8 protein-coding genes are annotated in these 11,936 nt (G+C 57.2%); 5 read left to right on the top strand and 3 right to left on the bottom strand.

All coding sequences use genetic code 11. The annotated features are described in order from the left end of the window. Nucleotides 1-1,054: protein kinase domain-containing protein (locus VGE80_RS05095; RefSeq protein WP_440591904.1), on the top strand; the 1,054-nt coding region annotated here is incomplete at its 5' end. Between the two features lie 186 nt (nt 1,055-1,240). Here VGE80_RS05095 and VGE80_RS05090 read toward each other — a convergent pair. The 3 genes from VGE80_RS05090 to VGE80_RS05080 form a co-directional block, all read right to left on the bottom strand. Continuing rightward, nucleotides 1,241-4,867 carry a class I tRNA ligase family protein gene (locus VGE80_RS05090; RefSeq protein WP_440591903.1) on the bottom strand — a complete coding sequence of 1,209 codons (3,627 nt, stop codon included), beginning with the start codon at nt 4,865-4,867 and terminating at the stop codon, nt 1,241-1,243. A 263-nt stretch (nt 4,868-5,130) separates the two neighbouring features. Next, nucleotides 5,131-6,171 (bottom strand): XylR family transcriptional regulator, encoded by a 1,041-nt coding sequence (locus VGE80_RS05085; protein ID WP_440591902.1) that lies wholly within the window; start codon nt 6,169-6,171, stop codon nt 5,131-5,133. A gap of 275 nt (nt 6,172-6,446) precedes the next feature. After that, the gene (locus VGE80_RS05080; RefSeq protein ID WP_397568679.1) at nt 6,447-7,076 is read right to left on the bottom strand and encodes a HupE/UreJ family protein; all 630 of its coding nucleotides are present in this window, start codon (nt 7,074-7,076) and stop codon (nt 6,447-6,449) included. A gap of 405 nt (nt 7,077-7,481) precedes the next feature. Here VGE80_RS05080 and VGE80_RS05075 point away from each other — a divergent pair, with 405 nt between their 5' ends. From VGE80_RS05075 to VGE80_RS05060, 4 genes are all read left to right on the top strand, one after another. Then, nucleotides 7,482-8,492, top strand: coding sequence for a DUF1559 domain-containing protein (locus tag VGE80_RS05075; RefSeq protein ID WP_440591901.1), 1,011 nt, complete (start codon nt 7,482-7,484; stop codon nt 8,490-8,492). A gap of 42 nt (nt 8,493-8,534) precedes the next feature. Next, nucleotides 8,535-9,086, top strand: coding sequence for a MotA/TolQ/ExbB proton channel family protein (locus tag VGE80_RS05070; RefSeq protein WP_373653763.1), 552 nt, complete (start codon nt 8,535-8,537; stop codon nt 9,084-9,086). Beyond that, entirely contained in the window at nt 9,079-9,426 is a 348-nt protein-coding gene (locus tag VGE80_RS05065) for a DUF2149 domain-containing protein (RefSeq protein ID WP_373653764.1), read from the top strand. The genes VGE80_RS05070 and VGE80_RS05065 overlap by 8 nt, the downstream gene beginning before the upstream one ends. Continuing rightward, on the top strand, nt 9,423-11,936 hold a 2,514-nt coding region (locus VGE80_RS05060; RefSeq protein WP_440591900.1), incomplete at its 3' end, for a cobaltochelatase subunit CobN. The genes VGE80_RS05065 and VGE80_RS05060, both read left to right, overlap by 4 nt.

Raw genomic sequence — 11,936 nt, 5'->3', positions numbered from 1 at the left:
TGTTCCCATCTTCGACGTCGGATCCGATGGAAATCAGCACTTTCTGACGATGGAGTTCGTGGAAGGTGGCAACTTCCGCGAACTGCTCAAAGCTCGCTCGAAATTCTCTCCGGAAGAAGCAACACGCTACGCACTCGATATCGCTGAAGGACTCGACTACGCGGCGGGATTCGGGATCACGCACCGGGATCTGAAGCTGACGAACGTCCTGCTGAGCGCTCAAGGGGTTGCCAAGCTCGTCGACTTCGGACTGGCCGGACAAGATGCCTCGCTCCAGTCTTTCGAGGACGAAGTCGATCGCGCAATCGAGTATGCCACGCTCGAACGGGGAAGCGGAGCACCGGATAACGATCCCCGCAGCGATCTCTATTTCCTCGGTGCGATGTATTACGAATTACTGACCGGGACGGCCCCCTACCCTCCCACCAAGAATAAGGATGAACGTCGCCAGTTCAGCCGCTATCGGGATGTTCAGTCAATTCAGGAAGTGGATCCATCACTCCCTTCCAGCATTGTTCGCATTGTGGACAAACTGATGCAGATCAGTCCTTCACAGCGGTATCAGACCCCCGCCTCCGTTGCCGTCGATCTGCGACTGGCGCTCTCCGAACTCAACCCTGCCGCCTACGAAGCCCCTGCCCCTCCTGCTCCACCCAAACCGGTTGCTCCCGCCGTCCTTTGCGTTGAGGACCGACCGCGGCAGCAGGACTCGCTGCGGCAGTACTTTTCCAAACACGGCTACCGCGTGCTGCTTCTGCGTGACTTCGACCGGGCCTTGAACCGCCTCCGCGCCGATCCTCCCAAGGGCCTGGTGTTGATGGGCGAGTCCCTGGGCCCCGATATTGCTGCCTGTTATGACAAGGCAATCGCCACCTGCAAAACGTCTGGGACTGCGATTGCGCTGGTCCTGTCTAAAGGCCAGGTCAGCATGAAAGACAGCCTCGCCGAGACGGAATGCTCACGCGTGCTGTCTGAACAACCCGTCACGCTGCGAAGCATTCGTAAGGCACTGGAAGACGTCTGGAACGTCTCGGCTGATCAGAAAAAAGAATAAGTCTGAGCGACATCGCACAGCCATGCCGTATTGCGACGGGCGTCGCCCGGACATGAACTTGCCTGGACGATCAAACCTCAATAAAAAGCATCGACGGTCCCGGCAAGGACACCGTCGATGCTCTAGCGAAAGCACTCACCGAGATCCCCGTGTCGTGTGCCGAACACCGGGATCTCTTCCATTCCACTACACTGTTTCGATGCGGATCGAGACTTTGACATCTCCCACCGTCACGGACGAAACCTCGGCGGGAAGGGTTTCCGTCCGATCGAGGCTGTCCGCCAGCGTCTCTCCGCGAATCAGATCACCCCACTCAACCAGAGCCTCGGCGACCTGTTGGTCGTCGCTGGCGTACTGCACGCGGATACGACTTTCGATTTCGAGATTCGCATCTTTGCGCAGTTGCTGTACCTGACGAATGAAGTCGCGAGCCATCCCCTCTCGGATCAGGGCCGGTGTCAATTCGGTCGACAGGGCGAGCTGGATTCCACGGTCATCGGCACACACCCATCCGGTGGCCTGCTCGGTCCCGACCTGAACGTCTTCCGGGTTGAGCGTGATTTCATGCCCATCGAGTGTCAACGTAATTGTCTGCCCCGAGCGAAGCGGAGCCAGAGTCTCGGAATCGACCGTTGGCAGTTTCTCCTTCAGGAAGTTCAGCAACTTGCCGTAGCGTGGCCCCAGCGTCTTCAGGTTGACCTTGTAAACGTACTTAACGATGTCAGCCAGCGATTCACAGATCGAGACCACCTTCACGTTCAGCTCATCACGAATCAGATCCGTCAGTCGCTTGATCGCTTCCTGTTGATCAGGACTACTGGTCGAGACGCGCAGTTCCTGAAGCGGTTGCCGAACTCGCTGATCGGCCTCGTCACGCAGTTTGTGTCCGAGTCGCACCACAGTCTGCGCGGCCGCCATCCGCTTATTCAGCTCCAGATCCAGCTTGGAAGCGTCCTGTTGAGGATACTCGCACAAGTGCACCGAATCAGGGACCGACGAACTCGTTGCACCGTCCCCGTTCGAGATACCTGCCAGGTTCTGGTACATCCGTTCGGACAAGAACGGAATCAGCGGGGCCAGCAGCTTGGTCAGTGTCGTCAGCACTTCATACAGCGTCTGGTAGGCGGCGAGTTTGTCGTTGTCTCCTGCGTCTTTCGACCGCCAGAAACGACGTCGGTTCAAGCGGATGTACCACGACGAAAGATCGTCGATGAATGCCGCCGCCTGTCGTGCCGCTTCCGGGGTGTTGTAGTCTTCCAGTGCGGCGCGCATCCCGCCAATCAGGGCCTGCAGGTTCGACAAGAGCCAGCGATCGATTTCCGGCCGCTCGCTAACAGGGACAAGAGGGGCCTGTGGATTGAACTCGTCAAGCCGTGCATAATTCACGAAGAATGCGTAGCTGTTCCATAGCGGGATCAGCACCATTCGCCGCGTCTCATCCGCGGGAGCACTCGTGACGAGATGCGTTTTGACACCGTCAATGGTCACATCCGTAGTCCCCACGGGCGTTTCCAGTGTCACAGGCTGATCGGGATGCCGTGTTCCGAACCGCAGATCGGACGCGGGATTCTGCGCCAGATACATCCAGCGCATGGTATCAACGCCAATCTGCTCGGCCGCTTCCTCAAACCAGATCGCGGTTCCGTCCGACTTGTGCATCGGTTTGCCCGCTTCGTTCATGACCAGCCGGTGCCCCAGCAGGGTCTTGAACGGCCGCTTCTCTTCGGGATCCTGCGTTCGATCCCAGTTCATCATCGTTCCCATGGAAAGGAGCGAATAGAACCAGTTGCGGAACTGGCCGGGGAAGCATTCTGTCACAAAGTCAGCGGGGTACCACTTCCGCCAGTACTCAGGATGAGTGTTGAAACCCAACGTACTGAACGACACGATCCCCGCGTCCAGCCAGGGATTTCCCACGTCCGGAATTCGCGACAGCGTCGCGCCGGTTTTCTGACTGCGGATTTTGACCAGGTCGATCCACGGCTTGTGCGGGGTATGCCCCTCGAATTCGTCCCAGCCTTCGACGGCGCGTTCTTTCAGCTCTGCCAGGGATCCAATGACTTCGAAATCAGTTGGATCTTCCGGATTGATCCAGATCGGCAGCGCCAGACCCCAGAACCGCTTCTTGGAAATCATCCAGTCGCGCATGTTCGTGAGCCATTCACGTTCACGCTCGCCCCCCTGGATACTGTCGGGAAGCCAGCGGATCTTGTCCGTGACCTGCATGATCTCATCACGCCAGTCCATATCAATGAACCACTCATCGACCAGACGAAACACCAGTTCATCACCCGTTCGCCAGCAGAACGGATAAATGTGCGGATACTTTTCGTCCGCAACCAGCAAGTGCCTTTCTTTCAATCGCGTCAGTACCAGATCAATCGTGGCGGGATCGGTCGCTTCGCGTCCGGTGTACTCGCCAAAGCCTTCGATAAAGCGACCGTCTTCGCCCAGGGGCGCAATCCCGATGAGTCCCGTCGCCACGCCGAGCTGATGGTCGACATCACCGCAACCGGGAGCGATATGAACAATGCCTGTTCCCTCACCCGCGACAACGTTTGCATTCCCCTTGAAGTCGCGTCCGCCATCGATGACTCGGTGACAGATGACGCCCGACTTATCGGCCAGCTTAGGATCGAACGGGACACCCCCCGAGGCGGACTGCGCAGGGAGATCATCGAACGGACCGGCATATTGCCAGCCGATCATCTCCGCCCCCTTGATCGTCCCTTCGATCTCGTACCCGCCGATCTCTTTGAAGAACTGACCGATCGTCTTGAGCTTGGGAACTCCCTGCGGCCACGTCCACTCGGGTCGTCCGAAACCTTCCTTGAACTCTTTCGCCAGACGCTGGAAATCGAGGTTATCCTTGGCGAAGTAGTAAATTCCGCCGTCCCGTTTGGATCGCAGCTTCACGTAGTCCAGATCGGGATTCACGGCCGCCGCGACATTGCTGGTCAACGTCCAGGGGGTCGTCGTCCAGATCAGCAGGTATTCCTGGTCTTTTTCTCCCACAGCGGGAGCCGCCCCGTTGCGCAGTACCGGAAACCGGACGAAGCAACTGCGATGGACCGTCAGCTTGCGGCCGTCGGCAACTTCCATCTGGCTGTAGGCACTACCGCCCCGACCAGACCAGGGCATCACATCGTGTCCGCGATAGACCTTGCCACGTTCGAAACATTTCTTGAGGAACGTCCAGATCGTCTCATTATTCTCCGTCGAGAACGTGAAGTAGCTCCCCCCCCAGTCGGGATTTCCCAGTTTGGCAACAATCGCCTCGGCGTGATCCTTGATGACGGCATCCGGCTGTTTTGGCGGGGTGAACTCCACCACCTGGTCCGTACCGATCGCTTCGGCCAGTTTTCGTAACTGGTCAGGATCGTCCCAGTCCATCCAGTAACCAAGGCGGATTGATTGCTCGGTCTGGATCGCGGCGTACTTCAAGACCCGCTGCTTACAGGCCTGCACGAACTTATCAATTCCGAACGATTCGATCTGGCTTTTCGCACCGAGACCCAGCTGCTTCTCCACTTCGACTTCGACCCAGAGTCCCTGACAGTCGAAACCGTTCTGATAGCGCAGATCACGGCCGTTCATCGCCCAGTAACGCTGAAACGTATCTTTATATGTTCGTCCCCAGGCGTGGTGCACACCCATGGGGTTATTGGCAGTGATCGGCCCATCCAGAAAGCTCCAGGGAGTTTTGCCGGCGATCTGGCGTCTCAATCTGGCGAAAATCGATCGTTCGTTCCAAAGCTTGAGAACTTCATGCTCACCTCGAACAAACTCCGCGTCGCCTACTTTTTGAAACATGATCTTCAAAATCCTTTGCCGTCACAAAAAACCGATAACCAGGATGATCGGTCTGGAACAAGAGTTGTATCCGCACCGCGACCGCTGCACAAAGTCAGCCGAATCCGGACCGATCGCGGAAAATCGGAAAAATGCGGCTCCGTAGCCCATTTCCGCCTCCAACTGTCGCACTGGCCGACAGTTCCCAGCGTGAGAATTTTCTGCGAAGGGCATCTCTTGCCGGGGCCAGACTGGGACCGACCTTCTACCTGCATCCGCAGCCGTCACATCTTCATGCGACGGAAATCCGACGGGGAGACTCCCTCTTTCCGCTTGAATGCGGCACTGAAGTAATCCACGGTCGAATATCCACAACGTCGGGCGACATCGGCGATCGGAAGTTCGCTCTCGGCGAGCATTCGACGGGCTCGTTCCATCCGGATTCGGGTGATCTCGTGATGGGGACTGCGGCCAATAAATTCACGAAATGCCGTCTCCAGAGCGGTTCGTGACATGGGTACCAGTTTCAGCACATCCTCGACGTTAATACCATCACAGGCATGCTGCTGGATAAAGCGGAAGGCGAGACCCACGAAGGGATCCGCTCCCGCTGCGCTGTTGGTCGAGCGACGGGATTCGATCCCCAGTGGTTCCACCCGAACGGGCTTTGACGATCCGTTTTTCCCGGACATCAACTGGCTCAGAATCTCGGCAGACTCGTAACCGATTTTCTCGGTGTTGGTCGAGACGCTCGTCAACGTGGGATAGCTCAACTCACACAGCAATTCGTCATTGTTCACCCCGATCACAGCAACCTGATTGGGAACGGAAAGCCCTGCTGCATGGCAGCATCGGAGCAGCAGATTTCCGCAGACGTCGTTGGCCGACATGATGGCCACAGGATGGGGAAGACTGGTGATCCAGTCCTGAATCCGCTGTAACTCCGCTTCATCCCCGGCTTTCTCGGGATGAGTCAAAAACGTGCCGCAATAGGCGAGGTCTTTCTCGGCAATCAGTTTTTGAAAGCAGTTCTCACGCTGGCAGCTCCAGGCGCGTCGAACTGGTCCGAAAAAGGCGAAGTGGGTATGGCCATTGTTACGAAACTCCTGGACCACCAGTCGAACCACCGACTCATGATTGATCGTGACCCAGGGGACCTGAGGGTCAAAATTGGTGCCGCTGACATTTACGAAGGGGAGTGACGACGCCTTGATTCGCTGATGGATGTCCCCACACTCGATTCGCGCAATCACACCATCGTAGGAGGACAGATCGTCCAGCAGCGGCAGCAGGTCGGACGAACGGCCTTCCCGAAGCGTCATCATCCAGTGTCCGTGCGACTGACTGTATGAGGTCACCCCCCGAATCAGCTTCAATGTAAATGCAGTGGGCGCTTCAATTAAGAGAAGCACTCGACGAAGAACTCTTTGATTGGCCATAACACCAGGTCACGAGGACGGAGAGCCAGCGCACGATCCAAACGTCAAAGCCGATCGTTCCCAACGCCGCAAGCCCCGGAGTCGAATTTGAAAGCAGCCAGAAACGCCCGAGCGATTCACTCCGAACTTTGGTCCGCGGCAAATACTCACGTCCTGAGACTTCAGGACATGAACATCAGAAACAACCCGGCAGCAGCAATACCCGCACCGGAAACCCGTGCCATGTTTGCCACAAGCGTGTTCTGACTTTGCTTAAAAACAACTCCGATTGCCAACCCGACTGCATGAAGTGCGGCCGACCCAGCGACAAAACCGACCATGTAATCCATATCTTGCCCAGTCACAAATTTCCCTTCTCCATGGGCAATCCCGTGAAAAGCACCAAAAAAGGCGAACACGGCAAACAGATACACGTGCGGAGGAACCCGTCTGAATGCGAGTGCCATTCCCATACAAATGAGTGAGACGCAAATCGCCGCCTGCGCGCCCGGTGAAAGATGAAACAACGATCCGAGCAACCCTCCCAGCGAAACACCGCCGAGAAAACTCAACGGTCCCCAGAATAGCGCCCGTCCTCCAACCTGAACGGAGAGGACACCGACTGCCACCATCGCCAGCATGTGGTCAATCCCTGTAAACGGATGGACCGCTCCGGACCAGAAACCATGATCGGGAACCGTTTGTGAGAAGCTTTGAAAATTCGTGTGACTGTGGTGGGGATGAGCCTGAACTGGTGTCGCGTACATCGCCAGCAACAACGCGAGTGCAAAAATTCTCAAACGGCAAAACATGGCGGGCCCCTGGAAAGCGACTATGAACTCATGCAAAGTGCGGCCTCAGCTCGATTCCTTGACGCAAACTTGCGTCAAAATGCGGTTATGAGGCGGCATTCCAGCTAGATTGTGCCAAAGATTATTGCCGTTTCAACAGTTGATGCGGCATTGTGAAAAAACACAAATGATTCTGCAAAAAATCACATTCAATGTGTCATACGGCCGCGGTAACGTACTACGCGACTGGCTAACCCGATGGCAGACGCTTCGGTCGATGTCAATGAAACCAAATCCGTGAGTTGCGACGTGGCTGCCGGTTTTTCACCGATGTAATTTGAGCAATAAATGGATGCCTTATGGCGACACTCGTTAGATAGATCACACCAATCGAATTCACATTCGCATAGCATCAGCAAGGTTGCCATGAGTCCACGCCAGCAGGCCGGAAAATCGATAAAATCAGGATTTACCCTGATTGAGTTGTTAGTCGTCATCGCCATTATCGCCGTGCTGATCGCTCTGCTGCTTCCCGCAGTGCAGCAGGCTCGTGAAGCGGCTCGTCGGGCTCAGTGCAAGAACAATCTGAAGCAGATCGGCCTGGCCCTGCATAACTATGAATCGACATGGAAGGTCTTCCCAACCCATTCGCTGCAGCCGTATGCCGGTCCCCACTGGAAGGACCGCCGCTATAGCTGGTATACCGCGATTCTCCCGCACATCGATCAGGCGAACGTCTACAACTTGTACAATGTCAGCCTCGATTGGCATGACGATGACAATATTCTTGCAGTGGAGTCGAACATTCCCGCGTTTCGCTGCCCCTCTGCGATGACTCGGACCGGGTTTGAATGGACATCGCTGATCTATTACCCGGATGCCAGCCCAACTGCGACCTTCGCCACATCCCCGCGCAATTTTTATTACGGAGGGGTCACCGACTACGCCAACATTGCAGGTGTCAGCTCGGCTCTGAACAACACACTGAATCCCAAGTTTTCCGACAATACCAACCTTGGAGTTCTCCGCAGGGATGTCTCACCACTTTCCTCGGTCACGGATGGGCTCTCCAATACCGTCATGGTCTCGGAATGCGGTAGTCGTCCTCAGCTTTACCAGAAAGGTGTCCTGGTACCAGAGGGGTCGCCAAAAACGTGGGGGACCACCGCCACCAAACCTTTCCCCACGGGGGGAGTTTGGGCCAGCCATAACAAAGGCTTCCTGATCGATGGCGCCCAACCTAACGGTTACACCAATTCGCTCGGTCCTTGCGCAATCAACTGTTCCAATGACAGTGAGATTTACTCATTCCATACCGGGATGGCTAATGCGCTCATGGGAGATGGCTCTGTCCGCAGTCTGGGTGCATCGACCTCGTTACCGATGCTCATTAGTCTGATCACCAGCAACGGTGGAGAAGTCATCTCAGAATTCTAAGGATGACGCTGGGAAGCTCGATTTCAGGAATTCTGGAAAAACATGTTCGACACGATTCAGGCCGTTATCTACCAGTTCTCGAACTTCTTACTCTGGCCATGCTGCGTTCTGTTAATCCTCGGGGTGATTCACACGCTGTTTCTGTTCGGCGGGTTTGTCGTCGAAGGTCTGCAGCGGCGAGGTGCAGCGAAAGCCCTGTCAGACCCGCTCGAGCCTCCTCCCGTGATGAAACGACGCACCGGGATTGCCCAATACATTCGGCAGCGAAACAGCGACCCTGATTGCTCGGCCTGGCTGGCCCTGGACCGAACCGAATCCGCCTTGGCGGCAACCGTCGACAAGGCTCGCTTCTGGATCCGCGTCGGCCCAGCCCTCGGTCTTGCCGGTACGCTGATCCCGCTCGGTCCGGCACTGATGGCCCTGGCAGAGAATAATCTCAAGGCGCTCTCGGCCGGGTTGATTCTGGCGTTCGGAACAACAGTACTGGGGCTCTTTTCGGGTTCACTCGGTTGGATTATTTCCAGCGCGCAGGAACGCTGGTATCGCCTCGATCTGGCCGAGATCCGCCATGCTTTGGAGCAACACGATGCGTAGAAATTCCCGCTCGGGACTGGGACTGCTGCGAGGTGGCGGCGAAGATGACCCGCTGGCGGGGGTCGCCAATCTGTTCGACACCGGAATCGTATTCGCCCTGGGTTTTCTGGTCGCACTGATCAGCGCTCTCAACCTGCTCGCCATGTTCGATCCCGACAGTAAGGTCACCATCACCACTGAACAGGCGGATGGAAGCCTTGAGGTGGTCGTGAAGGATGGCCAGAAAACGACTGTCAGACGAGTGACGAAACAAGTCGGCTCCGGTGACGGAACCCGCCTCGGTGTTGCCTATCGCCTGGCGGATGGCACAGTGATTTACGTACCCGAGAGTAAAGAGTGAGCGACGCCCCCTCAGACGGAAAGCCTTTTGACCGCTCGTGGACTCAGTTCGCTGCCGGTGGCTTTCTGGTAACGCTGTTCCTGAGTGCCGGAATCTGGTTCGGGCTGGAAGTCCGTTCGCGGCCTGCACCCCGCTCGGTTTCCATCCTCATCATCTGTTCTGACCCGGCAGTGGAAAGCCTCAACCGGGGAATCGACCGTCTGCTCTCCAGCGATCCTGGTCTGGCCCGCGAAGTCAGTTTTCAAGTTCGCTCGCCGGGGAACACTGTCGCCGACGCGGAAGTTCCTCAAACCGATCTGCTGCTGGTGGAATTACTCGAAGCGAAGTGGGTCACGGCCAACGAGCCGATCATTCAGGAATCGCACGCGCGGACGCGGCTGGCTTTTGGTCCCAGCGGTCCAGCCATCAACGAAAGTACGCTGACGCAGTTCGGTCTGAAGCAGGACGATCTCGTCGAACCCTACTGGTCAGAAGGGGGACCATCCGACGTTGAGCAAATGCTGCGGCTGGTTCTCAAGCGGTATGCGGGCTATCTCGATCTGGAAGTGGCTCCTCCGGTGAAACGGCCGGAGCAAGGCTATGTCGCCTGGATCGAGGGGGAACCTCGACTGGTCGAAACATGGTCCGAGTGGCAGGTGCTCACGAAGTTCGACCCCACCCGGCCATGTGTCGCCATTCTCGACTTTGCCACGCGAGCCCGTCGTGAAGTCCTGGCCGTTCCGAAAGCGATCGCCGATGCGTGCCAGCAGCAGGGAATTCAGCCGGTCGTCTGTTTTGGTCAACCTGCCAGCAAGGCCGTTCGACAGCTCTTGCTCGACGAAGCGGGCAAACCTCGAATTGATGCCATCATCTCGTTGCATTTGAAGTTCACCGATAAAGAGGCCGAGGCGATCCTGTCGCAACTGGATATCCCGATCATCAACGCGATCCGCATCTATGGCCGAACGGTCGACGAGTGGCGTGACAGTTCGCAAGGTCTGACCACAGGGGAAGTCGCGTGGCAACTGGCCGTCCCGGAACTGGTCGGTCTGGCGCCGCACAATGTCGTCGCCGGACTTGAGCCGACTCGCAGTGGGGTCGAGGCCCAGCCGATTGCCGAACGTGTCACTCGTGTGGCAGCTCGCGCCCGGGCGCTCAGCGAATTGCGTCGGACGCCAGCCGCACAACGCCGCGTTGCTCTGATGTACTGGAACTACCCGCCCGGCAAGCAGAACGTCGGAGCCAGTTACCTGAATGTCGTCCGTAGCATTCCAGTCATGCTGCAATCGATGCGGGATGCCGGCTATCAAGTCGAGAACTTTTCCGACGCCGTTGAGATCGAAAAACGGGTCGTTGATCGGGGACGTAATATCGCGCGCTGGGCCCCGGGTGAACTTGAACGGCTCATCGACGCAGGTGGTGTGGTGACGATCCCTGTCTCAACCTATCAGACCTGGTTCGACGCGTTGCCACGCCGCTTTCGTGACGACGTGACCAAGCATTGGGGACGCCCCGAAACAGCCGACATCATGACCACCCGGCTCGGTGGTGAACTTCATCTGGTGCTGCCGACGATTGAACTGGGAAACATTGTTCTGCTGGTTCAGCCTGACCGGGGTCGAACACAGGACCTCGCCGCACTCTACCAGACGCAGGACCTGCCACCCCACCACCAGTACATCGCGGCGTACTTGTGGTTGCAGAAGGAATTCAAAGCGCATGCCGTCATTCATACCGGCACTCATGGAACGCACGAGTGGCTGAGCGGTAAGGAATCAGGTCTGGCCGGATTCGACGCGGGAGAAGTCCTCGCGGGGGATTTGCCAATCCTCTATCCCTACATCATGGACGACATCGGGGAAGGAATCGTGGCCAAGCGACGAGGTGCCGCGACCATTATTGATCATCTGACCCCTGCCTTGGGGACAAGTTCCCTTCCCCCGGAACTGCAGTCACTTAAGGAACTCATTCAACGCTGGCGAGATGCGCGCGCAACCGGTGGCGAAACGGTCGCTCAGGCGCAAGCCAGCATCGACGCTGAAGTCGTCCTCCGCGGGCTCGATAAGGATCTTGCCGATCGCGGGTGGAGCGAAGCGGATCGCAGTCATCCCGACGCAGAACGGCGCATCAGCACGCTGGAGGATTATCTGGAACAGATTCAGGCCCAGAGCATTCCTTTCGGCATGCACACGTTCGGGGTTTCTCCCATCGACGAGCGGTTGATTGGATTTGTCGATCTGATCCGTGAAGCACACGACGAGAAAACGGCCTCCACGGGCCGACAAAACCTGACCGACAGCGGCCCTGCCGAGCTGGCCGCCCTGCTCCATGGACTGGGCGGGGGATACATCCGCCCCGGTCCCGGTAACGACCCCGTCCGCAATCCCGCAGCCCTGCCCACCGGACGGGATTTCTACGCATTTGACCCTCGGACCATTCCCGCAGTCACGGCAGAAACGCTGGGAAATCAGCTCGCCGCCAGACTCGTCGATGAATTTCATTCCAGCGAAGGTCAGTGGCCGAAGAAGTTT

Source organism: Schlesneria sp. (assembly GCF_036405755.1).
GTDB lineage: Bacteria > Planctomycetota > Planctomycetia > Planctomycetales > Planctomycetaceae > Schlesneria > Schlesneria sphaerica.
The sequence above is the reverse complement of the archived record's forward strand: the minus strand, read 5'-3'. Positions and strand labels throughout refer to the sequence as shown.

Bases quoted from the DNA above. Each gene is read 5' to 3' on its own strand.
- VGE80_RS05080 (WP_397568679.1), bottom strand. From the start codon at position 7,076: ATGTTTTGCCGTTTGAGAATTTTTGCACTCGCGTTGTTGCTGGCGATG.
- VGE80_RS05070 (WP_373653763.1), top strand. From the start codon at position 8,535: ATGTTCGACACGATTCAGGCCGTTATCTACCAGTTCTCGAACTTCTTA.
- VGE80_RS05065 (WP_373653764.1), top strand. From the start codon at position 9,079: ATGCGTAGAAATTCCCGCTCGGGACTGGGACTGCTGCGAGGTGGCGGC.
- VGE80_RS05075 (WP_440591901.1), top strand. From the start codon at position 7,482: ATGAGTCCACGCCAGCAGGCCGGAAAATCGATAAAATCAGGATTTACC.
- VGE80_RS05090 (WP_440591903.1), bottom strand. From the start codon at position 4,867: ATGTTTCAAAAAGTAGGCGACGCGGAGTTTGTTCGAGGTGAGCATGAA.
- VGE80_RS05085 (WP_440591902.1), bottom strand. From the start codon at position 6,171: ATGATGACGCTTCGGGAAGGCCGTTCGTCCGACCTGCTGCCGCTGCTG.